This is a genomic window from Dyadobacter subterraneus (genome assembly GCF_015221875.1).
Classification (GTDB): domain Bacteria; phylum Bacteroidota; class Bacteroidia; order Cytophagales; family Spirosomataceae; genus Dyadobacter; species Dyadobacter subterraneus.
Genome location: NZ_JACYGY010000001.1, coordinates 4,460,327 through 4,485,055 on the forward strand (window position 1 = coordinate 4,460,327; position 24,729 = coordinate 4,485,055).

General features: G+C 40.8%; 20 protein-coding genes. 12 read left to right on the forward strand and 8 right to left on the reverse strand.

Annotation, left to right across the window (positions count from 1 at the left end):
• The first annotated feature begins 175 nt into the window (after positions 1-175).
• Together IEE83_RS18590 and IEE83_RS18595 are read left to right on the forward strand one after the other, a co-directional pair.
• Positions 176-823 (forward strand): RNA polymerase sigma factor, encoded by a 648-nt coding sequence (locus IEE83_RS18590; RefSeq protein ID WP_228101871.1) that lies wholly within the window; start codon positions 176-178, stop codon positions 821-823.
• Positions 816-2,195: a porin family protein gene (locus IEE83_RS18595; RefSeq protein ID WP_194122016.1), complete on the forward strand. Its 1,380-nt coding sequence runs from the start codon at positions 816-818 to the stop codon at positions 2,193-2,195. Before IEE83_RS18590 ends, IEE83_RS18595 begins: the two co-directional genes overlap by 8 nt.
• A gap of 96 nt (positions 2,196-2,291) precedes the next feature.
• Here IEE83_RS18595 and IEE83_RS18600 read toward each other — a convergent pair whose 3' ends face one another.
• Complete coding sequence (locus IEE83_RS18600; protein ID WP_194122017.1) at positions 2,292-2,816, reverse strand: PPC domain-containing DNA-binding protein; 525 nt, start codon at positions 2,814-2,816, stop codon at positions 2,292-2,294.
• Between the two features lie 106 nt (positions 2,817-2,922).
• Positions 2,923-3,447, reverse strand: a complete 525-nt coding sequence (locus IEE83_RS18605; protein WP_228101872.1) for an EamA family transporter — start codon at positions 3,445-3,447, stop codon at positions 2,923-2,925.
• A gap of 20 nt (positions 3,448-3,467) precedes the next feature.
• On the opposite strand from IEE83_RS18605, the gene IEE83_RS18610 reads away from it, so the two are divergent.
• The 3 genes from IEE83_RS18610 to IEE83_RS18620 all read left to right on the forward strand — a co-directional run bounded on the left by IEE83_RS18610 (position 3,468) and on the right by IEE83_RS18620 (position 7,610).
• Complete coding sequence (locus IEE83_RS18610; RefSeq protein WP_194122019.1) at positions 3,468-5,900, forward strand: TonB-dependent receptor; 2,433 nt, start codon at positions 3,468-3,470, stop codon at positions 5,898-5,900.
• Positions 5,901-6,036: 136 nt separating this feature from the next.
• Positions 6,037-6,408: a DMT family protein gene (locus tag IEE83_RS18615; RefSeq protein WP_194123464.1), complete on the forward strand. Its 372-nt coding sequence runs from the start codon at positions 6,037-6,039 to the stop codon at positions 6,406-6,408.
• Positions 6,405-7,610, forward strand: coding sequence for an MFS transporter (locus IEE83_RS18620; protein ID WP_194122020.1), 1,206 nt, complete (start codon positions 6,405-6,407; stop codon positions 7,608-7,610). Before IEE83_RS18615 ends, IEE83_RS18620 begins: the two co-directional genes overlap by 4 nt.
• A 24-nt stretch (positions 7,611-7,634) precedes the next feature.
• Here IEE83_RS18620 and IEE83_RS18625 read toward each other — a convergent pair whose 3' ends face one another.
• Both IEE83_RS18625 and IEE83_RS18630 read right to left on the reverse strand, forming a co-directional pair.
• The gene (locus tag IEE83_RS18625) at positions 7,635-7,877 is read right to left on the reverse strand and encodes a hypothetical protein (RefSeq protein WP_194122021.1); all 243 of its coding nucleotides are present in this window, start codon (positions 7,875-7,877) and stop codon (positions 7,635-7,637) included.
• Between the two features lie 37 nt (positions 7,878-7,914).
• Entirely contained in the window at positions 7,915-9,183 is a 1,269-nt protein-coding gene (locus IEE83_RS18630; RefSeq protein ID WP_194122022.1) for a dipeptidase, read from the reverse strand.
• Positions 9,184-9,600: 417 nt separating this feature from the next.
• Here IEE83_RS18630 and metN point away from each other — a divergent pair, with 417 nt between their 5' ends.
• The 6 genes from metN to IEE83_RS18660 all read left to right on the forward strand — a co-directional run bounded on the left by metN (position 9,601) and on the right by IEE83_RS18660 (position 17,558).
• Positions 9,601-10,632 (forward strand): methionine ABC transporter ATP-binding protein MetN, encoded by a 1,032-nt coding sequence (gene metN / locus IEE83_RS18635; RefSeq protein ID WP_194122023.1) that lies wholly within the window; start codon positions 9,601-9,603, stop codon positions 10,630-10,632.
• Positions 10,625-11,278, forward strand: coding sequence for a methionine ABC transporter permease MetI (gene metI, locus IEE83_RS18640; protein ID WP_194122024.1), 654 nt, complete (start codon positions 10,625-10,627; stop codon positions 11,276-11,278). Before metN ends, metI begins: the two co-directional genes overlap by 8 nt.
• Positions 11,279-11,329: 51 nt before the next feature.
• Positions 11,330-12,151, forward strand: a complete 822-nt coding sequence (metQ, locus tag IEE83_RS18645; protein WP_194122025.1) for a methionine ABC transporter substrate-binding lipoprotein MetQ — start codon at positions 11,330-11,332, stop codon at positions 12,149-12,151.
• Positions 12,152-12,421: 270 nt separating this feature from the next.
• Positions 12,422-14,872, forward strand: a complete 2,451-nt coding sequence (locus IEE83_RS18650; protein ID WP_228101873.1) for a PIG-L family deacetylase — start codon at positions 12,422-12,424, stop codon at positions 14,870-14,872.
• 94 nt (positions 14,873-14,966) lie between these two features.
• Positions 14,967-15,335, forward strand: a complete 369-nt coding sequence (locus tag IEE83_RS18655; protein WP_194122027.1) for a nuclear transport factor 2 family protein — start codon at positions 14,967-14,969, stop codon at positions 15,333-15,335.
• Between the two features lie 78 nt (positions 15,336-15,413).
• Positions 15,414-17,558, forward strand: coding sequence for a hypothetical protein (locus tag IEE83_RS18660; RefSeq protein ID WP_194122028.1), 2,145 nt, complete (start codon positions 15,414-15,416; stop codon positions 17,556-17,558).
• A gap of 40 nt (positions 17,559-17,598) precedes the next feature.
• Here IEE83_RS18660 and IEE83_RS18665 read toward each other — a convergent pair whose 3' ends face one another.
• The 3 genes from IEE83_RS18665 to IEE83_RS18675 form a co-directional block, all read right to left on the reverse strand.
• Positions 17,599-18,468 carry an exonuclease/endonuclease/phosphatase family protein gene (locus tag IEE83_RS18665; RefSeq protein ID WP_194122029.1) on the reverse strand — a complete coding sequence of 290 codons (870 nt, stop codon included), beginning with the start codon at positions 18,466-18,468 and terminating at the stop codon, positions 17,599-17,601.
• Between the two features lie 377 nt (positions 18,469-18,845).
• Positions 18,846-21,206 (reverse strand): ABC transporter permease, encoded by a 2,361-nt coding sequence (locus IEE83_RS18670; protein ID WP_194122030.1) that lies wholly within the window; start codon positions 21,204-21,206, stop codon positions 18,846-18,848.
• Positions 21,207-21,367: 161 nt separating this feature from the next.
• On the reverse strand, positions 21,368-21,853 hold the full coding sequence (locus IEE83_RS18675; RefSeq protein ID WP_194122031.1) for a cytidine deaminase: 486 nt from the start codon (positions 21,851-21,853) through the stop codon (positions 21,368-21,370).
• 310 nt (positions 21,854-22,163) lie between these two features.
• Between IEE83_RS18675 and IEE83_RS18680 the strand changes: the two genes are divergently transcribed.
• Positions 22,164-23,630, forward strand: a complete 1,467-nt coding sequence (locus tag IEE83_RS18680; protein WP_194122032.1) for a Gfo/Idh/MocA family protein — start codon at positions 22,164-22,166, stop codon at positions 23,628-23,630.
• Between the two features lie 85 nt (positions 23,631-23,715).
• On the opposite strand, the gene IEE83_RS18685 is transcribed toward IEE83_RS18680, so the two are convergent.
• On the reverse strand, positions 23,716-24,729 hold the full coding sequence (locus tag IEE83_RS18685; protein WP_194122033.1) for a DUF2341 domain-containing protein: 1,014 nt from the start codon (positions 24,727-24,729) through the stop codon (positions 23,716-23,718).

Sequence of the window (24,729 nt, forward strand, 5' to 3'; positions counted from 1 at the left end):
GTTATACGCTGATTCCGGCAATCATTTTTTTATAGACTAATTCAGTCAGGTCTTGTGTAACGTATTGATTTTCAGTATTTAATTATTTTAATGAATGTTATAAGTATTATAATAATACTTACGGCAATTCCTTGCACCGGCGTTGCCTGACTAGGGAAGAAAAAAAAATTTATCTTTGTCAGGCAACGAGACAGTTGCTTTTTTACGTAGAAAAGAATGGAACTTACTTATTGACGAATCTGTGCTTTTTAGAAGATCCAAAACCTTACCGTTGACGGAAATACTGGAAGGATGCCGCAACCAGAAACCAGCCGCACAGAAACAGTTGTTTGAAGCCTATTACAGCTTTGGCATCAATATTTGCATGCGTTACGCCGACAACAGGGAAGAGGCAGAAGAAATGTTTGATGACGGCTTTCTTAGAGTTTTAAACAAAATAGGTTATTACGATCCGGACCAGCCTTTTGATGCCTGGTTTAGAACTGTAATCATCAGATCTGCTATTGACCACTACCGCAAGAACAAGTCAGAAGTAACATTTGCTGATATTGAGGAGGCATATGATATTGGTCAGGATGAGGGACTTATTGAGCGGTTATCAGCTGAAGAAATACTGACAGTTGTTCAGCTTCTACCTCCATCCTACCGCACAGCTTTTTCTTTACACGTTGTTGATGGCTATTCGCATGCCGAAATTGCCGGAATGCTTGGGATCAACGAAGGAACTTCCCGTTCCAATCTGGCCAAAGCCAGAATTAAATTACAGGAACTACTCATTAACTGGGTCTCAAACGGATCTATAAACACACGAAACTATGTCTAGTGAACGTTTCGATAAACTGATAAAAAAGAATCTGGAATCTGTACGGCCGGAATACCGGCCGGGCGCCTGGGACCGGTTCAGTAAAAAACTGCCCGCTGTTGGTTTTCTGCCCTGGGTACAGCAGTATGGAGGCTGGGCGCTGGCTGCCATGATGCTGGCCGGATGGTTTACCACACTTTATTCATTAAGAGAAAATCAGGAGCTGATCAGGCAATTAAGTAATACCCCGGGCAGAAATATGGCTTATGAAAATAATGCTGTAAAAGGACCGGTACCGCCCGACCAGGTCAGCACGGCAAAAAAACCTGTTACCGATACGGTTTACATTGTCAAAAAAACCATTATCGAGCACAGACATTTTTACGATATGCCACCTGATGCAAAAAACAGATCAGCGAAAAATGAAAAAGATCCGGATCGAAAAAATACTACGGAAGCTTTCCTTACCACATCACCAGCAAATTCAGAAATAAACGGCACCAATCAGGATAAAGAAACTTTACTTACTAAAAAAGCCGCGTCAGAAAATCAGCAGGAAACAGTTGAAATTAAGGTTTTAGAAAAAGGCCCGATTTCATTTGCTTCGCAAACCGAAACAAGTACTGTTTCTGATACATCAGATATTATAACCGATGAAGACCGCTTTGCAACTTTGCTGGATTCTAACCGGGCCATTCAGGCTTACAATTACAAAGTTCTGGCTGCCCTTGTAGATTCACTATCAGCTAAAAAATCAAAATCACCCGTTATTAAACCCAAAAGACCGTCCTTTAGACTTTCTTCTTTACAGCCACGTCTGGGCATGGAAAGTTTGCTTTCTCCCCACAGTTACGGCATCGGCCCTGTGGTTGAATTCTTCCCTACTGAAAACCTGGGAATTTCTATTGGCATTCAGGCATCAACGCTGGAAGCTGAAAATCATAAAGCGCTCAGGGATTATAATTCTGCTACCGGTAAACTCTTTCTGGTGCAATACCGCAGTTATCTCCCTTCCAAATTTGACAAAATCGAGGATATTTCAATTAATACTTCTGTGATCAGTATGCCAGTCAGCCTTAAATATTATATTCCTCTAAAAAAGAATATATCGCTGTTTGTGCAGTCGGGAACGAGCCTGGATCTGACAGCCTATCAGCAGGTTGACTTTGAAAGTTATCTGAATAAGTCTAAGCGAAGAAATACTTTTGAGACCGATGCCAAGCCTAATTTCTTCCACAATCTGATGTTTGGCGCAGGTCTTCAATACAGAAAATCAAGAATTTTGGCCCAGCTTTCTCCCTTCTATGTGTATGATTTCAGAAACATTGTCAATACACCGTCTGGCAGTAATCTGGGATTAAGAGCGTCGTTATGGTTAAATTTATATAAGTAAAGATTTTACAAAAAGTAAAAAAGAAAAAAAAGAAAAGTGCGCCAGGATTTCTGTTGGCGCACTTTGCGAAATCTTATCTGCTTTGCGTGAACGCCATTACTGTTCACGAACTGTTGTCATCGTCCGAAGTTCAGGAAGATCTTTATTCCATTCTCTGGTGATTGGTTTTGTAGTTGGCGTGATAAAGATTTCCAGAATCAGTGATACTTCCGCCTCTTTCACGTGTCCGCCGTGTACGTTGAAATCCGATCCGCCCAGGGCGATATGCGCGTGAACGATTGGCTTGTTTTCAAAATATCCAAGGTTTCCACTCAATGAAAGCACCTCCATGGATGGCTCAAACTTTTTATACTTGTACTTTTTTTCATTCAGATCGTAATAGGCCACCTCTACATTTTGAACCGCACCAATTCCGGAAATACTGGCGCCCGGCAATTTTTCCTTTTCCATAAAAGCCGTCAAACTTGCAATAAGTGGTTGTCCGCGTTTGATCACTAACAAGTAGTTATCCCCATCTTTACGATAGTCAAGATCAGAAGCATTGATTTTCGATGGCGTAGTTACCTGGGAAAACACTGGAAATACGGTAAACAGAAGTATAAAAAGGCAATAGAATTTCATGCAGTTTTTTTGATTTAATATGGATAAATAAAAAGTTAAAAAGTGTCACCAGCTTGATACAAATATATTTTGATAATTGTTAAATTATCAGGATTAGTAACGGTCGCTACAAGATAATCACAATGGTTCCTGCCAAGATCAGCAATCCTCCTATCAGTGTTTTTAAGTCGATCGGTTCTTTTAAAATAAGAAAAGCCAGCCCCATAGCGATCGCAACGCTTAACTTATCAATAGGAGCAACTTTGGACACATTTCCGGTTTCCAGCGCTTTAAAATAGAAGATCCAGGAAAGTCCGGTGGCAACACCGGAAAGTACAAGGAAAATAAGATTATTTCTATTCAGTAATTTAACCTCCCTGATCTCCCCGCTGGCAAGAATAATGCCCCAGGCAATAAAAACCACAACAACCGTACGGACTGCCGTTGCGACGTTCCCATTCATTCCCTTGATTCCGATTTTAGCTAAAATAGCAGTCAAAGCTGCAAAAATCGCCGACAAAACAGCATAGTATTTCCACATATTTTCACGTGTTAGCCCCCAAAGTATCAATTCAATTATTCGCTTTCCAAGTGATAGTTGATCCCAGGCCAGAGCGGTAATCTTTGAATAATTTGTGTAATTTAACTTCAAAACTCACTAAAATATAAAATATGAAGTCTGATTTACTGAAAGTTCTATTTCTTATTGCAGGAATCATATTTAGTTTAAATGTGGGCGCTCAGGTTAAGTTGGACAACAGTTTACCACAGGCTGAAAATGTTAAAAATATTCTGAGCGGAAAAATCACTAATACCGAAAACGGAGAGGTGCTTCCGGGCGCATCCGTTATTTTTCCCGACCTGAAAATCGGTGGAACAACAAATGCCCAGGGAATATATGCTTTCAAAAATCTGCCGGAAGGAAAATATCTGATCGAAATTACTTTTGTCGGTTTCAGCTCAATTTTGGAAACGATTGAATTGAAAGGAAATATGACAAAAGATTTCACCCTTTCACCAACAGCAGTGGAAGCGGAAGCCGTGACGATCACAGGCGTTTCTTCGGCCACTTCTGTTAAAAGAACGCCAATTCCGGTTACTATTATCAAAAAACAAGATCTTAACCGTGGAACTTCAACCAATATTATTGATGCATTAACAAAAATTCCTGGCGTTTCCCAGGTTTCAACGGGAGCTGCTATTTCCAAACCTATTATCCGCGGACTTGGATACAATCGTCTCGTGGTAGTCAATGATGGAATCAGACAGGAAGGACAGCAGTGGGGTGATGAGCACGGTGTTGAAATTGACGAATACAGCATAAGCCGGGCGGAAGTTCTAAAAGGGCCAGCCTCGATTATGTATGGAAGTGATGCGCTGGCCGGCGTAATCAACTTTACATCCATCGAAACAGCGGCGGAAGGAGAAACCAGCGGAAGCATTTTGACTACTTACCAGTCAAATAATAATTTGCGTGGTGTGCATGGGGAAGTAAATGGAAACAAAAATGGCCTGGTCTGGGGCCTGAATGGCACCTATAAAGCGGCTGATGATTATAAAAATAAATACGACGGAAAGGTTTTTAATTCCAATTTCAACGAGAAAAACTTTGGTACTTATATCGGGCTAAATAAAAGCTGGGGATTCACTCATTTGTATCTGACACGTTTCGATCAGACTGTCGGATTGATTGAGGGCGACCGCGACGAGGCTACCGGAAAATTTACAAAACTCGTTAACAATAATGGGACCGAGGAAGAGGTTACGGTTAATTCAAAAGATTTTAATACTTCGGATCCTGTCATTCCCTACCAAAAAATCAAACATTTTAAACTGGCCACCGATAACAGTTTTTATCTTGGCAATAACCGTCTGGCCGCTACAATTGCCTATCAGCGCAACCGCCGTCAGGAATTTGGTAATGTCCTGGATCCGGGAGAAAAAGCCCTTTATTTTGATCTGAGCACGATAAATTACAATATCCGGTACCATTTTTCTGAAAATAACGGTTGGAAAAACTCGGTTGGAATTAACGGAATGCAGCAGACAAACCGCAATAAGGGCGTTGAAGCTTTGATCCCTGAATATTCTCTTTTCGACGCAGGCGTTTTTTTCTACACCCAAAAAAGAATTGACAAATTAACGATCAGCGGTGGAATCCGTTTTGATGCCAGATTCCTGAACAGTAACGCATTATTCTTGGACGAAGCGCTAAAATTCGAATCCTTCAAGCGGAATTTCTCCAACGTATCTGCCAGCGCAGGTTTGAGTTATGCTTTGTCAAAAGCGGCTACTTTGAAATTCAATATCGCCAGAGGATTTCGCGCTCCCAATATTCCTGAACTGGCAAGTAATGGCGCGCACGAAGGAACAAACCGTTATGTGCACGGTCAGCAAAACCTGAAATCAGAAACCAGTCTGCAACTGGATGGCGGCATTGAAATGTCTACTTCGCACCTGACGCTTTCGGCCTACGCTTTTTATAATTCGATCAGCAATTTCATTTATTACCGAAAACTGGTATCCGGCTCAGGCTCAGATTCGATTGTTTTAGACGGAACCGAAAAGTTGATCGCCTACCAATACGCCCAGAACAAAGCAAATCTTTACGGCGGTGAAATCAGCATCGATATACATCCCCACCCGCTCGACTGGCTGCATATCCAAAGCATGTTTTCTTATGTAAGAGCGACGCTTAGCCAGGCGCAGGACGGCAGCAAAAATCTCCCGCTGATTCCTTCCGGAAGATTGATCAATACGATAAAAGCAGAATTTGGCAAAAACAATAAAAAACTCCGCAACGCTTATCTGAAACTTGAACTGGACAATACCTTTGCTCAAAACCATCCCTTTACAGGTTTTAACACGGAGACAAAAACAGCAGGTTACGGTTTATTGAACGCCGGACTGGGTGGTGATCTGGTTAGCAAACAAAGAACATTTCTGAGTATCTTTTTATCGGCAAATAACATCACTGACGTCGCTTACCAGAATCATTTGAGCCGGCTCAAATACACGGCTGTAAATAATGTCACCGGCAGAATGGGTGTTTTTAATATGGGAAGAAATTTCAGTGTGAAAGTGATAATTCCATTCAAAATCTAATTCACAACTTTTAAAACTCCCAGGAATAATAGTGTAGAAATTTCAACAAACTTTTCATTGATAATGCAACTTACGTGTAGTTTTTAAATGTATTTAGCGGCATAATTGTTGCTTTGTTCATTTAAAAATTACGATGATGAAATACATTTACACGATCGGATTGTTGATTCTTTCCAACGCTTTCATGACACTTGCCTGGTACGGGCATTTAAAATTTTTCAGTAAAGATGGTGCCCACGGTACCACACCGTTATGGGCCATTGTTCTGCTCAGCTGGGGACTGGCATTTTTCGAATACTGCTTTCAGGTTCCGGCCAACAGGATCGGTTCTTCTGAAATGGGCGGACCGTTTTCTCTGGTGCAGCTCAAAATTATTCAGGAAGTAATTACGCTCATCATCTTCATGATTTTTTCTGTGGTTGTATTTAAAAATATGCAGTTCACTAAAAATCACCTGATTGGCTTTGCGCTTTTGGTTGGAGCCGTTTACTTTATTTTTAAAGGATGATGAGTCAGCTAAAATCCCGGTCTCTGAGGGGACTGGATTATATCAACTTTTCCCTGGCCGATGTCAGGGACGGAATCGGTCCGTTTCTGGGTATTTATTTACTTTCAGTTCATCACTGGAATCTGAAAGATATTGGCATCGTTTCCTCCATTGCTACTTTTGCGGGCGTTGTTGTCCAAACACCCGCCGGCGCTTTCACTGACCGCTTTAAAAACAAAAAAATAATTCTGGCCATAGCCAGTTTATTGATTGGTTTTGGAACATTACTGATCCTTATCAAACCAGATTATTCGGTTGTTATTGTCAGTCAGGTGATTGTGGGTATAGCGGCAACATTCGTAGGCCCATCCGTAGCAGCCATGACCCTCGGACTGGTGGGATACAAAAAACTGGAAGCCAGAACCGGCCGGAATGAAATGTTCAATCACAGCGGAAATGTATCGTCCGCGTTGATTTCCGGTTTAATTGGCTATTATATTGGTTTGAAGGGAATATTTATTTTTACTCTGGTACTATCAATTGTCAGCGTTATTTGTTTGCAACTTATTGATAACGATGAGATTGATTATAAACTTTCCAGGGGTAGTCTGGCGAAAGATGAATCCGAAAATTCAGGTGATTCAGCGGAAGTACTGCGTCAGCCTCTATTCATTATTTTCACGGTTTGCTGCGTTTTATACCATTTTGCCAATGCGGCTATGCTGCCCATGGCGGGCCAATATATTGTATCAGAAAATAAAGTTGACGCGTCAGTTTACATGTCAGCCTGTATCGTTATAGCCCAATTATTTATGGTACCAACAGCCGCCTGGTGCAGCAGAAAAGCTGTTGATGGAAGAAAATGGCTCATGCTTGTCTGTTTTGCAATTTTACCAATCCGCGGTTTGTTATATACTTTTAGCGCGAATCCATTTTTTATCACTTCCGTGCAGGTTCTCGACGGCATTTCCGCCGGTATTTTCGGCGTAGTCAGTATACTTATTATAGCCGATCTTACAAAAGGATCAGGTCATTTCAATCTTGCCAACGGAATTCTGATCACAGCTGTCGGGCTTGGCGCGTCTTTCAGTAACGTGGCCGCAGGTTATATTGCCAATGTTTTTTCATTTAAAATCGCATTTTTGTTTTTAAGTGCCGTGGCTGCTTTGGCATTTGTGATTTGTCTGTATTTTATGAAAGAAACTTATAATCCGGATTCCTGAGCGGTTTTTTCAATGATTTAAAATTCAGGCAACATTTTGTTTTTCAACAACGGAAAGCAATCCTTTGCTTGCACGCATTAGTCTTACTACGGAGTCAAATCCGATTCTGTCAGATGTTTCAACAATCAATGTCCCTACCAAATCTTTTCCCTGGCTTGTGAAATTCAGGTGCTGGATTCTTGTACCACTTACAGATTCGACAAGTGAAGTTATTCTGTAAAGACTGATCGTATTAGGATAAATTAGACTGATCTGGTAAGTGCTCATACGTCTGTTTTTTATGATGAAGGTTTGTAACTGTCAATTAATTTTTTGCTACTTCCGGTGATAATTTCTTCCCGGCATTTTTTTCAACTTCTTTAAAAACTCTGATAAAATTCCCTCCCCAGAGTTTTTTAATATCTTCTTCTGAATAGCCCCGTTTGATCAATTCCCTGGTAATATTCAGCCCCTCTCCCACATTTGCATAACCTTTGACCCCGCCGCCATGATTAAAATCTGAGCTGAAACCCACGTGATTGATTCCGATTAGTTTTACAGCACGGTCCACCGAATTGATGTATTCCGAAAGTGTTGCATACTTCCATTCGTTTCTTGAAAAATCCAGATATGCCGCTTTATATCTTGCGTAACCGGCCGAATCCAGTTTTTCTTTCGGATTATCTTTCCCGGCTACGAGTCCGAGCGGTTCAAAAATTTTCTTTTGATAATCTTCCTTGAATGCGGCCGTATCCTTCAAATACGCAGCAAAAGCAACAATATGAACCACGCCGCCTTTGGCTGCAATTGCTTTTAATTCATCATCCGAAAGATTCCGGGTATTATCCACAACACTTTTTAGTCCGGAATGTGAAGCGATCACCGGGGCTTTACTAAGTTCCAAGGTTTGGTTAAGCGCTTTGGTAGTAAGCTGCGAAACGTCAATGATTATACCGAGCCTGTTTAAAATGGGTACGGCCTGCTTACCAGTTGCCGTTAACCCGCCGGCTTCATCAGGTTTATCACCAAAACTTTCATTCGGCCTTGAAGAATCCGTCCAGTCGTTATTGCCAGCGTGTGAAAAACCAAAAAGCCGGACGCCGTGCTTGTAATAATGCTCAATCAGGGAGGTATCCTTTCCAAGCGAAAGTGCATTCAGAAAACTTAACAAAATCCCGTGCTTTTTCTCTTTTACGGTTTTTTCAATGTCCTGTGATGATCTAATAAATTCCAGTTTGTCCGGATGTTTGTTGACAAAATCTTCAATCACAGCCAGTTTGGCATCAACCTGTTTTCTGGCCAAAGCTATATTTTCGGGTGTTCTTCTTAGCGGATCTGCAAAAAGTGCCAATGCGGCCACGTCCAGTTGTCCTTTTTCGAGTTTCGCCAAATCAATCTGATCGGCAGTTTCTGCTCCGGCGTCATTTCCTTTGGCATCAAAATCATCACGAATGTCAATATGCGTATCAATCGTTACCACAGAATCATGAATTCTGGTCAACTCCTTTTCAGAGGGTTCGTCAGAAGTCTTTTTACTGCAAGAAAAATTCAGTGAAAGAATTAAGGCAAACGCGGATATAACTATTTTTTTCATTCCTTGGTTTTGATTAGACCTGACAAATCAGTACTGAGCAATAAACCGGGCGCGCAGGAAAATTCCCGGATTTTGTTCCGGTAAAATCATCAAGCTAATCAAGGTGGTTTTAATCATTCGCTGGTTAAGCGTAAGACAAAGATATGGGAAGAAATTTATTTACTCTATAAAGTCAGTAGAGTTTTAAAGAGTATTCTGGATTCATACCACCAGACACCTGGTAATTTGTTTGATTTTAGAGAAGTTGTAAATTTTCACAAGAGCAATTAACGAAGAAAATATAATTTTCCGGTGTTTTATTAATAAGCAAAAAACATAGTCTACTTATTTAATATAGTAATTAAGCAGTTTTTATATTTCGGAATTAAGTTTGCTTAAATTGCACGGATTATTGCACTCACCTGCCGCAAAATAGAAATGATAGAATTAAGGAATGTTACCAAAACTTTTTATCAAAAAGACAAACAGATTGATGCGCTTTCCAACGTTTCCTTAATCGTTGAGGCCGGAAAGATTTTTGGTGTTATAGGAACTTCGGGGGCTGGCAAAAGTACCCTGATCCGTTGTGTGAATTTGCTTGAAAAACCCACTTCGGGAGAAATTATTGTAGATGGCGTTAATCTTACGAATCTTTCTTCTTCGCAGCTTGCCAAAGAGAGAAGGCATATCGGAATGATTTTCCAGCACTTCAACTTACTTTCTTCCAGAACCGTTTCTGAAAATATTGCTTTCCCGCTCGAACTGGACGGCATGCCCAAAGACAAGATCAAGGAAAGAGTTTTCGATTTATTGAAACTGGTTGGACTTCTTGAAAAAGCGGACGATTATCCTGCCAATTTATCCGGCGGACAAAAACAACGAGTAGCCATTGCAAGAACATTAGCCAGTAATCCAAAAGTATTACTTTGCGATGAGGCCACAAGCGCGCTGGATCCCGCAACGACAAAATCCATATTGAATTTATTAAAGGATATCAATCAGCGGCTCGGCATTACGATTTTGCTTATCACACATGAAATGAATGTGGTGAAATCCATTTGTGATTCAGTGGCTGTGATCAGCAATGGAAAACTGATCGAACAGGGCTCCGTCGGAGATATTTTCCTTCATCCCAAAACTGAACTTGCCAAAGAATTTATCGCTTCATCTTTAAATATTGAAGTACCGGTTTTGTATAAAAACAGGTTGGAACATACCAGTTTAAAAAATCATCATCCGCTTTTGAAACTGGAATTAACCGGAAAATCTGTTGATGAGCCCATTTTGTCCCAAGCTGCAAGATTATTTGATGTGGATACCAAAATTATTACCGCACAAATGGATCAGGCAGGTGAAGCAAGTTTTGGTGTGATACTGATCGAGCTTTCCGGAAACGCGAAAAACTGCCAGGAGGCGATTAATTATTTTATTGATAAACACATTATTGTAGAAATTGTAGGTTATGTATGATTCATTGACAACCCTGGTACTGCAAGGAACGCTGGAAACAGTGGTGATGACTTTCGTTTCAGGATTTTTTGGTTTTGCCATGGGTCTGCCTGTCGGAATTCTTCTCTTTTTGACACGAAAAGGACAGGTTTTAGAGCATAAAATATTCAACCGGGTACTTTCGGTTATTGTAAATATTTTCCGTTCGATCCCATTTATAATACTAATTGTCTGGATGATACCTTTCACCCGGGCATTGGTTGGGACTTCTATTGGTGTAAGTGCTGCGCTTGTTCCGCTGAGTATCGGGGCAGCTCCATTTATTGCCAGAATGGTGGAGAACAGCTTGATCGAAGTTCCGTCCGGACTTATTGAAGCGGCCAGAGCCATGGGTGCAACACCTTTTCAGATAGTTTGGAAGGTTTTACTGCCGGAAGCACTTCCTTCTTTGATCAATACTGCATCCATTACATTAATTACACTCGTGGGATATTCTGCCATGGGCGGCGCTGTGGGTGCCGGTGGTTTGGGACAGATCGGGTATCAATATGGTTATATCGGATATGATGCGGTGATCATGAATACGGTACTGATCCTGCTTGTTTTACTGGTTTTCCTGATTCAGTTTTCAGGAGACAGGATTTCAAAAAGTGTAGATCATAGATAAGATTAGTAGCATTGATATAAAACTCATTAACAATACTTTAAATAAAAATTTATGCTTTTAAAATTGAAAAACCTTTCTCTCATTTTATCAATAGCAGCTTCGATCTCACTTTTTGGTTGCGCTGGGAATTCTAAAAAGGATGATCCGAATTTTATAAAAGTGGGTGTTTCTGCCGGTCCGGAATTTAAGGTAGCGCAGGCTGCGCAAAAAGTTGCCAAAGAAAAATACAACCTGGAAGTTGAGCTTGTTGCATTTACAGATTACGTTATGCCAAACGAAGCGTTGAACCAGGGCGACATTGATGCAAATGCATTTCAGCACAAACCATATCTGGATGAACAAGCCAGGCAGCGCGGCTACAAACTGGCCATAGTTGGAAAAACCTTCATCTATCCGATTGCTGCGTACTCCAAAAAAATCAAAAACATTTCAGAGTTAAAACCTGAGAGTACGATCATCATACCTAACGATCCGACAAACGGCGGACGCTCGCTGCTGCTTTTGCAGAAATACGGTCTTTTGAAATTGAAAGATGGCGTTGGTTTACTTCCAAAAGTTACGGACATCGTGGAAAACCCAAAATCGCTAAAAATTCTTGAACTCGAAGCTCCGCAGCTTCCAAGGTCTTTGGACGATAAAGAAGTCGTTATTGCCATTATCAACAATACTTTTGCCGGTCAGATCGGTCTGACTGCCAAACGTGATGGCATTATGGTTGAAGACAGCGATTCGCCTTATGTGAATTTGATTGTAACCCGGGAGGACAATAAAGATCAGGAAAAAATTAAAAAATTCGTTAAGGCATACCAGTCTGACGAAGTAGCAAAAGTAGCTGAAATTGAATTCAAAGGAGGCCAGATTAAAGGCTGGTAAAATTCGAAATAATCAAATATTAAATCCCGGAGTGCTGTTTCATTTAATGAAATGGTACTCCGGGATTTTTATTTGATTAATTTATATACTTATCCTATTAACTTTATAGACTGCAAATCAAATTGACTATATTGCACTTGAAAGCGGGAAATACATTTCTTCCGCTTTGTATAAACCCGGGCAGACCGGCTCATGCTGAAAAAATATGCGAAACTTATGCAACCAGGTATGAAAAGATTTTTGCTAACAGGATTTTTACTAATAAAGATTATGACTCCCATCCAGCTGCACGCACAGGCATTATATAAACCTTCATCATCCAAAATTCTGCAAAGCATACAAAAACTCAATGTGCTTGGTAATGTTCTTTATTTCGGAGCGCATCCGGATGATGAAAATCCCACGCTCATTGCTTACATGGCCAATGAAAAACTTTATAACACAGCCTATTTTTCCCTGACGCGCGGTGACGGCGGACAGAATATGATTGGCAGTGAAATGAAGGAGAATCTTGGCATACTAAGAACTCAGGAACTTTTGCAGGCGAGAAAAATTGACGGCGGACAACAGTTTTTTTCCCGCGCCGTTGACTTTGGTTTTTCAAAAAGCGCAGAAGAGGTTTTCACGATATGGGATAAAGAAAAGATACTTTCTGATGCAGTCTGGGTGATCCGTAAATTCAAACCGGATCTGATCATCAGCCGTTTTCCGCCTGATGAAAGAGCTGGCCATGGTCAGCATATCGCCTCAGCCATTCTTGTTGAAGAAGCTTTTGAAGCTGCCGGAGATCCGGCCAGATTTCCTGAACAATTACAATTTGTTCAAGTCTGGAAAGCAAAAAGACTGGTTTGGAATGCTGGTATGTGGTGGAATCAGAGAAGGGATAAAGTTGATGAAAAAGAAGCGCAGGAATATATCAAACTGGATGTTGGCGGATTTAATCCTTTGCTTGGAAAATCTTACGGAGAAATTGCCGCAGAAAGTCGCAGCTTGCACAGAAGCCAGGGATTTGGAACGGTAGGTTTTCGTGGAAGCCTGACAGAATATTTCGCGCATGTGAAGGGTGTAAAAGCCTCACATGATTTAATGGATGGCATTTCTACCAATTGGACGCGTGTCAAGGGAGCGCAGGAAATTAGCAGACTGATTTCAAAAGCAGAAGATTCTTTCAAACTTACCAATCCGTCACTGGTTGTTCCTCAACTTTTGACCATAAAAAACGCGCTTGAAAAATTACCTGATGGTTACTGGAAACAGACCAAACTAAAAGATCTGAACAAAGTAATCCAGGATGCGCTCGGGTTATTTATTCAGGTAACCTCATCAGACAATTCTTACACGCCCGGTCAGAAAATGCAATTTCAGGTTGAAGCGATCAACCGGTCTTCGATCCCGGTTACTATTAAGAAAATAAGTTTTCCGTTTGATAAAAAAGATTCGATTATCAATTCAGAACTGGCTCACAACCAGGATTTCACACTTTCTGAATTCGTTGAAATTCCTCAGAAAGCAGATTATTCCCAGCCTTACTGGTTGAAAAAAGATGTTGGTCCTGGCCTTTTTGTAATTGACAAACAACAGGAAAGGGGTGTGCCCGAAAACAGGCCGGTTGCTGAACTGACCTTTAATCTGGAAATTTCCGGTCATTCAGTTTCCTATAAAATTCCTGTAATTTATCAAAAAACAGATCCGATATTAGGTGAAGTTTATCAGCCCGTTGTGATTACGCCGCCGGTTTATGTTTCGGTTAGTGAAAAGGTTTATTTATTTGACAAACAGATCGATAAGAAAGTAAATGTGGTGATCAAAGCCGGGAAAGATAATGTTTCAGGAAATGTGAGATTGAAAATTCCGGAAGGCTGGCGGGTTACTCCTTCTTCTTTTGCGTATAATCTCAAAACAAAAGGAGCCGAGCAATGTGCAGATTTCCAGCTTTTTCCGCCAAAAGAAGCCAGTGAAGGTGAAATTATTGCCGAGGCCAGTTTTGAAGATAAAACCTATGACCGAAGTCTTGGCCAAATAAGTTATAACCACATACCATCTCAGGTTTATTTTCCGCAGGCAAAAGCCAAGGTTGTAAAGGTTACCATTAGCAAAACAAACGGATTGATCGGTTATATCAAAGGTGCAGGTGATCTTGTTCCGGCGAGCCTTCAACAGATTGGCTACAATGTTGTTTTATTGGAGGACAGCGATATTTCGGACGAAAAACTCCAAAAATACGACGCGGTAGTTATCGGCGTAAAGGCTTATAATATTGTAGAAAGATTAAAAGTGATTAACCCCGTTTTGCTTCATTATGTGGAGAACGGCGGCAATCTGATTGTTCAGTATAATTCGGATCAGGGACTTTTGATGCAGAATTTCGGGCCCTACCCTTTCAAGGTTTCCAGCAAACGGGTAACAGTGGAAGGCGCAGAAGTTCGGTTTATAAAACCTGATTGCCAGGCGCTGAATTATCCCAACAAAATAACACAAAAAGATTTTGACGGCTGGGTGCAGGAACGCAGCTTATACCAACCTGAAAGCTGGTCAGAGAAGTATGAAACCGTGATTTCCTGCAACGATCCGGGCAGTGAGAAACTTGATGGCGGAATTTTGATTGCCAAATATGGTAAAGGAAATTACGTCTATACAACCATGAGCTGGTTCAGACAATTACCGGCTGGCGTTCCGGGTGCTTACCGTATTTTTTCAAATTTGATTTCTTTGGGAAGATAATTTTGATTGAATTCCAGTCTCTTACGGCATAATTTTTTCTGAGTTTTCAACAAACCATATTGAATAAAACTTAGAAAAATTAATTTTCAACCGTATGGAAAATCAACATAAAACATCAGATAACAAAGCCAGAGAAGTTGTGCTGGCCTACATAAAAGCTTTGAACGATGAAGATTTTGAAGCCGCAAGAAAACTGGTTAATCACGACCTGACTTTTGACGGCGTTCTTGGGAAAAGAGACGGCGCCGACGCTTATTTCAAGGACATGGAAAAAATGAAATTCAAGTATAAAGTCCATAAAGTTTTCAGTGACGGAAACGATGTTTGTTTGTTTTATGATGTAGATATGGGTAGTGCAACAGCATTAACCAGCGGCTGGTATCACCTGAAATATGGAAAAATCAGCTCACTCAAAGTCATTTTTGACCCGCGTCCAATACTGGAAGCTTCTAATAAAAAATAATTCATAGTCTCTTTACCGGCCAGAGAAGTAATAATGCTGTTGATTGTCAAAGTTGGCAATGTTATAACCGCTTGTTGCATGAGATTTATATTTTTTTGGTTGCTCCTCACTCCGTTTTATTTATCGGCACAATCCATCGGTGATCAAAAATTCATCCAGGAAATTGTAACCATCCATTCTGTAAAGGACGGATTGCCGGAAGGAAAGGTTGATAAGATATATTTTCAAAACGGACTTCCTGTCGCCGAAATCCTGAAACAGAAAGTTCAGTTTCAAAATGGAAAATGGATAACAGGGAAAAATTCCGAATTCAAATCCCTTCAAAAGTCACCAACAATCCCGGGCAGAAAAGTACTTTCTTCCGTGGTTTATAAAGGTGGTCATATGTATGGCTGTGATGAGGGACTTTACTTTGTAAGCAACGGAAAAAAACCGGAGAGAATCTTCCCGGAAAGTGATAAATACGACTGGTCTTTAAAAAATGTGTCCGCACTGGTCATTGATTCAAAAGGCAGACTTTGGATCGGAGCAGACGAAGGTGTCGCTTATCTGGATGGGAAATCCTGGAAACTGTTTACCGGAAAAGAAGGATTGCCCTATAATAAATTTACCTGCGCTGCTGCCGGGCCGGATGGAATTGTATGGTTTGGAACAGAAAAAGGAGCTATCCAGGTAAAAAATGATTATTTCAAATACCGTTTTAGCCGCCGCTGGATGCCGGATGATTTTGTAAATGACATTGCTGTGCAGGCAGACGGAACAGTTTGGATTGCCACGAATAATGGAATAAGCCAGATTGTTCCGGCTGAAATTTCACTGGAAGACAAGGCGAAAATCTTGACCAAACAGGTTGAAGAGAAACACAACCGGATGGGTTTTGTGGCGCCCAGTCACCTAAAAGAACAGTTCAATCCGGCGTCTTCCGAAGTTGCGATTTCTGATAATGATGGTATGTACACGTCCATGTATGGTGCGGCAAATGCATTTCGATATGCCGCAACCGGTGATCTGGAAGCGAAAGCCTTGGCAGAAAGAAGTTTTAAAGCCTGCAAATGGCTTGTTGATATCACACATGAAAAAGGTTTTCCTGCGCGCGTTATTATTCCTGTCGACTGGCATGAGCCTGTCAACGAAATTTATAGTCAGGAAGCTAATCTTAGACACCAGCAGAAGGATCCGATGTGGAAAAGTATTTATCCGCGTTTTCCAAAAAGCAAGGACGGCAAATTTATGTGGAAGTGTGATACCAGTTCTGACGAGCTCGCAGGGCATTTCTTTTTTTACGGAATTTATTATGATCTGGTGGCGAAAACGGAAGAAGAGAAAAAAGAAGTCAGGGAAGTTGTAGGTGATATCATGGATCATATGATTCGTCACGGTTATAAGCTTGTCGATCATGACGGAAAAGTAACTCGCTGGGGTGATTTTTCGCCTGAATATTTCAATTCTGTTTATGGATATGATCAGCGCGGTCTTAATTCCATGATCATGCTCTCATTTTTAAATGTGGCCAAACACGTAACAGGCGATGTAAAGTATGATATGGAAGCAAAAATCCTTCGTGATAAATACAATTATCATATCAACGCGATGCATCCGAAAGAGTTTTTTCCACCGGAAAATGTGGTGCCTTGGGACAACAATCTTTGTCTGATGAGTATGTACGGATTGATTAATTACGAGACAGATCCTTCGCTTTTATTAATGTACCGTCAGTCGTTGGAAATTGCCTGGCAGCATATAAGTAAGCAGAAAAATGCATTTTGGGATGCGATTTACGCATCATTGGCAAACCGTTTCACAGCACTTGCAGACCAGAAATTTTTCGATAACAAAAACCTGTTTCCAGAAAATCGGCTTTATGCTCCAAAAGTGGTTAAAAGCATGTACAAAGCCAGTAATAACCCGGATTTCATTCTTGAAAACCTTCAAAAAATCCCGCTGGATCTGATCGGTTATACGATGGATAATACACATCGCCTGGATGTCGTTTTTGACTCTTCACCTTTACAAAATGAAAATACTGGTTGGCGGACAGATGGTTACGCCTTACCAGTTGACGAGCGCGGCCATGTGCGTCAGGACCGAGATGGTTTTGCCTTACTTGCTTCCGAGGGTGACGGGCACGACGAGCATGAAGGAACTTTCTTTTTGCTGCCCTATTATATGGCTTACTACCACGGATTATTAGGGAACGGAAACGTGACAAGTACAGGAAAGTAACAGCGTGATTCGACGCTTACATCTTACCAAAAACGGAAAGTTACTTTTCGTTTTTGGTAAGTATCGTCTCAATACCTTTTCTGACATTACGGTGGATATTCCAGTGGAATCTGGCGCTTACAGGAATATGGTCTGAAAGAGGTAATCCTTCTTTATTGGAAAAAAGAAGATTCTCAAATTTGTAATCTGTCACTTTAAGATCAAGATCCTTACTGCTTTTAAATAGAATTTTGTCTACCGTTTCACAGGAATCGGTAATGGATAGAATATCTTCCGAGGGAAAATCTTTTAACAGATCAGGAAACTTTCCTTCATTTTTTTCAGAAACCCAGACATCGGTAAGCCCGTTTTCAGTATTGAGCAAACTGATATTATCATTGAAAAAACAATAACGGGCATTAAGATCACCCATTACAATGACAGCGTTTTCAGAAGAATTCAGCTTGATGAAATCAGATAACTGTGTAATGTTTTTCCGTCTTGCCGCAGATGCTGAATTATGATTCCAGGCGTTGGCGTGTACGTTGTAAAAGTCGATGAAGACATCTTTCGCAACTTCAATCCTGCTGAACGAAAATCCTTTGGGTGTCAGACAATCCGTTCCGCTGCAATCCTTCCAGCGAATTCTCTGCAAATCGTGAACGGGAAATCTTGAAAGTGTATTCAATCCATCTCCAAAAGGTACTTTTCCTTTGTTTTTTGTCCGGAATGGATGCTTATTTCCTGAATTATAAAGGTATTTATTGTAGTTAAAATCCTCCTGAACGTGCGCTATATCAAAGCCGTTCAACTTCTCTCCTATTTCAGCAATACTCGAAGATCTTTTAGTAACCGCACTGGAAATAAATTCCGGCAAACCGGCGATATTATAAGTGATCACCGTAAACGCTCCTGCCTCCGTCATTTTCATTTCAGAAGAAAATAAAATGCTTTTAGAATTTTGAGCCAAACAATTTAATGAGATCGCCGATTCCCATAACAACAGGGTAATCAACAGCTTAAAAAACAAAATACTATCACGCCTGTTTTGCCAAACTAGAAAATGCATCTTTCGCTTCTTAAAGGGAATACGAAATTAGCTTCTCAACATGAACAGCAGTCGCGATAAATGTTAATGAATTATTAAATGTGTTTCGCTGTGCCCTGGTTAATTACCACCTGGTCACAACATACCTACGAAGCAAACGAAAAGACAGATCACCGGTTTTTTAAAAATCGGTGATCTGTCTTTTCGTTAATATTCTAACTCAAAGAAATTAAGATATCATTTACTGATTTATTCGAAGGTTATTCACTTTTTAAACTTTTGACAGGATTCATGAATGCAGCTTTGACAGCCTGAAAGCTTACAGTGATCAGGGCAATAACGAGAGCAGCGATACCCGCGACTACAAAATACCACCACTCCATCTCAATTCGGTAGGCGTATTTTTCAAGCCAGTTTTTTAGAAAATACCAGGAAATTGGAAAAGCAATTAATGCTGCTATCGCAACCAGCTTGACAAAATCTGCCGAGAGCATTCCTACCAGATTAGGGACACTTGCACCCAAAACTTTCCGGACACCAATTTCTTTTGTCCGCTGTTCGGCCGTGAATGCGGCCAGTCCGAATAAACCAAGGCATGAAATAAAAATGGCCAGAAAAGCAAAGTAACCTGACAGCCGGCTTACGACTTTTTCAGACTTGTATTGCTTGCCGAACTCCTGGTCGGCAAACTGATATTTGAGCGGGAAAGCCGGGTTAAATCTTTTAAATACTTCTTCAAGGCTTGCTATGGCTTGCTTCGTTTGTCCGGCCTGAGTCCGGATTATGGCCGCGCCGTAAGTTTCATTTTTAGATTGAAGGCCAACGATCAAGGGCTCGATAGCCACATGCAGCGATCCAATATGAAAATCCTTCATCAACCCGATTATTTTTCCTTTCTTGCCCCAAAGCGTAAGCTCCTTTCCAACCGGATCTTTATACCCTATCTTTTTAGCGGCTGCCTCATTTACCAAATAATTTGTTGAATCAGTACCATAAGATGGACTAAAATCCCGTCCGTCTACCAGTTTGATACCCATCGTTTTGATAAAGTCGTAACCCGCGGGATTAACATTGAACAAAAGCTCCTGAGTGGTGTCCTTGCCTGGCCAGGTCACACCCATGGTTGAACTTCCATAATTTAATGGGTTTGCCTGTGAAAGGGAAACTGATTTGATACCTGGCTCATTTTCGAGCACCTGTTTGAATGAAGCGAAATTTTTCTCCATACTTTTATCGATGTCCGATATGTACATCAGATTTTCCCGCTCAAAGCCAAGGTTTTTTGTCTGAATATACTGAATCTGGCGGTAGACAACGATCATTGATAAAATTAGCAGGATCGATAATCCAAACTGGAAAACAACAAGTCCTTGGCGAAAATAAGCAGCGCTTGGTTTAAATTTCAGTGCACCTTTTAATACCGATACAGGATTGAGTGATGACATAAACAAGGCCGGATAACTGCCTGCGATGATTCCTGTGACGACCGTTAAACCAAGCAGAAGAAACAGCAGGTAAGGGCTTGTTATATCAAAACGTAAACTCTTCTCAGTCAATTCATTGAAAGAAGAAAGCATAGCCAGCACGATTATCATGGCAAAAATAAGCGCCAGAAAAGTGATCATAACTGATTCGCCCATGAACTGGCCTATCAGGCTTGTCCGGTAAGCTCCAACCACCTTACGCAGACCCACTTCCTTAGCTCTTTTCACAGACCGGGCAGTGGCCAGATTCATAAAATTGATACAGGCAATGACAAGTATAAAAATCGCAACAATCGTAAAAAGACGCACATATTCAATCCTTCCGCCATTTTGTTTTCCCGCTTCCCATTTTGAATACAGATAAGTATTGCCATAATTGATAAGGAAAAGCTCAACATTACTGCCTTTATTTTTTGTCTTGACATACCCTCTGATTTTTTCAGAAACTTTATCCGCCGACGCGTTTTTTGACAATAATACAATGCACTGCGGACCATTGTTTCCCCATTCCTGCGCCCATTTCTGGTCTTTCTTCCACCGGTCAAAATTCATCAGAAAATCAAACTTCATGGAAGAATTGGATGGAATTTCTTCCAGTATTCCGGTGACGATCTTGTCTTCTTTATTATCAATCCGGATGGTTTTGCCCATCGGATCGACGCCTTTAAAATATTTATCCGCAAGCTTTTTTGAAATAACTACGCCATCCGGACGATTAAGCGCTGTTTTGGGATCTCCTTCACTTAACCCAAAAGAGAACATACTTAAAAAATCCCCCTGCACATAACGTCCTTTTTCGTTATCAAAATTATCGCCGACTTTAAAAACAGGCTGAGTTTCCCAAAGCAGCTGACTTGCTTTTTCTATTTCAGGAATGTCCTTTGTAATATTTTCAGCCAGGATCGCCGGTGTTGATGCATATGTATTAATAGCTCCGGAATAATGCTGGTTTTCCATGACGTAGAAAAGACGGCTGTCGTTGGCATGGAACCTGTCCATTTTCAACTCGTCCTGCACCCAAAGCATGATCAGCAGGCTGCACGCCATACCCAATGAAAGTCCAAGAATATTGATCAGGCTGAAAGTCTTGTTTTTGATAAGATTTCGCCACGCAATTTTGAAGTAGTTCTTAAACATAGGTATAGCAATTTTATTGATCGATCGAAATACGCAGCCCTACCGAACAAAATTATGCCAATTTGGTAATCAGATATTTACAAAAATTAGAAGAAACAAAAACGTTCAGAACCGGACATTCTTGTTCAGAACTGGACAGGCTTTTTACTCTGAATTTTTACTTAGAAATGATCAGAAGAAAACGCCAGAGGAAGCAGGTTATCTGCACTTTCGAGAAGGATAATTTTCCCCTGTGGATTGCTCAGAATAACTTCAATATGACTTTGCTGACGCTGCGTGGCTTCAAGTAGACTTTGTCTGCAAATCCCGCATGGAGATAAAATATTTTCGGTCGAACTATCGTCGGCGCTATTGTGATATGAAATTGCAACCGCCACAATTTTTTCGTTTGGAAAGAAAGAAGATGCAGCCGACAACGCTACACGTTCAGCGCAAATTCCGGCCGGGAAAGATGCGTTTTCCTGATTGCTTCCTTTTACAATCTCACCATTTGACAATAAAAGCGCTGCGCCCACATGAAATTTCGAATACGGCGCGTAAGAAAGATTTATAGCTTCTTTCGATGCTTTTAGAAGTTTTTGCAAATTTCCATCCAGTTGCTGGTCATTTTCAAATAATTGGTATTCAAAGGAAAGTTGTATTTTCATTAGTGGCTTTATTTTCAGGTTTATTATGGGCTGTGTCATTCATGCCAAACATCTGCAAGCTAATCTGTTTAAGAAACAAATCTTCAATCCTTCATTCTAAAAATATCAATCCAGCAGTATTCCTGATATTTTTTCAGATCATCTGAGGCCTGAAAATATATTTTATCAGTATGTATTAAAGGACACAGGAAAATTGAATTTTTTGAGTAAAAAAATATAATATCCTGCTTAGCAAAAGAAAGCCTAGCATCAACTTTTAATGTCGGACACAGAGTCCTCCTAATATAAACCACTTAACCAGAATCTTAAAATGCAGGAAAAGAGTAAAGGAAATGATAAAATGGCTTCTTCCAGAAGAGATTTTATCAAAACATCCGGTTTGGCAGCAGCCGCATTTATGATCGTTCCACGCCATGTAATTGGCGGAAAAGACTTTTTGGCACCAAGCGACAGATTAGTCGTTGCCGGTGTTGGTGTCGGCGGAAAAGGAAGATCTGATATTAACAATTTTGCCAAAAGCGGAAAAGCAGATATCGGTTTCTTATGTGATGTGGATGACAGAAGTGCTGCCGAAAGTGTCAAGAATTTCCCAAAAGCAAAATATTACAAAGACTGGCGGGTATTGTTTGAAAAAGAATCGAAAAATTTTGATGCGGTATCCGTTTCGACGCCTGACCACATGCACGCGGTAATTGCCATGGGTGCCATGCAGCTTGGCAAACATGTATATGTGCAAAAACCAATGACACACGATATTTACGAAGCACGCCAGCTTACAGAAGCAGCTGCACGTTATAAAGTGGTGACGCAAATGGGAAATCAGGGTTCGTCTGGTGATGGCGTAAGACAATTGCATGAGTGGTACGATGCCGGAACGATTGGTAAAGTTCACACCGTTTATATCTGGACAAACCGGCCGATCTGGCCACAGGGCATTCCATGGCCAACTGAAAAACCACCAGTTCCACAAGGACTTGACTGGGATTTATGGCTGGGTACAGCACCTCAAAAAGCTTATGTTGACAAACTGATCCCGGGAAGCTGGAGAGGCTGGTGGGATTATGGAACAGGCGCTTTGGGTGATTTGGGCTGCCATTTAATGGAAGCACCTTTCCGTGTTCTTGGACTAAAATATGCCCTTGACGTACAGGCAAGTGTGAGTAGTGTATTTACTGATTTTGGTAAAAGAGGAATTTTCCCGGACAGTTGTCCGCCATCAAGTCACGCTACATTAACTTTCCCGAAAACAGCAAAAACAAAAGGACCGGTAACCATGCACTGGATGGATGGCGGTATAAAACCTGAACGTCCGGAAGAATTAGGGCCAAACGAATTATTTGGTGACGGCAATAGCGGTATCTTATTTGTTGGTACCAAAGGTAAAATGATGGCCAGCGAATATGCCGCTAATCCAAGATTGTTGCCACTTTCAAGGATGGAGGAAGTAAAAGTAAAACAAAAGTTTGCGCGTGTACCAGGCAGTGCAGAAGGTCACTATGCCCAGTGGGTAGAAGGTGCTATTGCAGGTTATGGCAATATGGAACTTAGCTCTCCTTTTGAACTTGCAGGCCCATTGACCGAAGCAATTCTAATGGCCAACCTGGCAATCAGAGGCGCCGATATGCCAAAACCAAGAGAAAATGGAAAAGGATATGACTACCCTGGTGCTAATCTGAAGATGCTTTGGGATTACAAAAACATGAAAGTGACCAACTTCGATGATGTGAATCAGTATGTAAAACGTACGTATCGCGAGGGTTGGAGTTTGGGTGTTTAAGCTTTGACTAGCGCTTTGTCAGTTAAATATTTTAGAAGAGTGGCTGAATTCCCAGAGGATTCAGCCTCTCTTTGTTTGAAGATCTTTAATTATTCTGCTCCACTCCTACCACAGCTTTCAGTTCAGGACCTGAATATTTACTTACCGAGATATAAGCAAAATTATCCCAGCTATCATTATCCAATGTTCTTAAAGCCAGCTTTGAAACTGCATTTTTAAGTGGAATTTCAACCGTCACTTCGTCTTGTTTTCCGAAAAGTTTTTTACCATCAAACCAATATTCAGCCCTTCTCCATTGATCTGTAATAATAGTATTTGGTAATTTTATTAAAGGTGCGCTTTTGAGACTTCCAATGCTGGCGCTGTCAAATAACATTACATAATTTGTTCCGCTTGCGGCCCAATCCGTGTGATCGCCAAAGGCAAGCCAGTTATTCCAGCCTCCCACACCTGCTCTCACCCAATGACCGTCCGCACCTTCCCGTTGATACAATGTGCGAACGATCATTTTTCCTGTGACATTAAAATTGGCAGTCACAACGCCGTCCTGTCCATCAGTTTCTTTGAGTTTTAAATAACCATCTTTTTCAATAATCTCACCTATGGATGTATTTGTCCATTTTTTGGTAAAATCGCCATCTTCAAAATCGTCAAAAAAAAGAAAAGTCTTATCTCCGTTTGATACCGGCGCGGCTTTCGAATTTCCATAAAACATGAAAATTGAATTTTGTGATTTAGCTTTTAGGACTGGTATTTTTACCCAAATAATGGTATTCCCACCTTTATTCCATTGCTCAGTCCAATAAGCCAAACCGCTGTCTTTGAGCTTTCCAGAGGATGTAGAAAAACGAATATCAGAACCCTCCGCTTTTGTTTTTGAAAAATCGAAATCGTTGGTACTGAATTTAATTTGGACTACTACATCTGTTGCCGCATCGCCTTTATTATCAATTGTGATCTCTCTTTTAAATTGCCATTTCTCAACTTTGACCCTCGTAGTATTTGGTTTTGTAAGAGGAATTTTAGCTTGGAGATTTTCAGATTTTAGTAGGAAAAGAAACGTGAGAACTACGGCAATGCATGTAAATTTTCGGGTCAT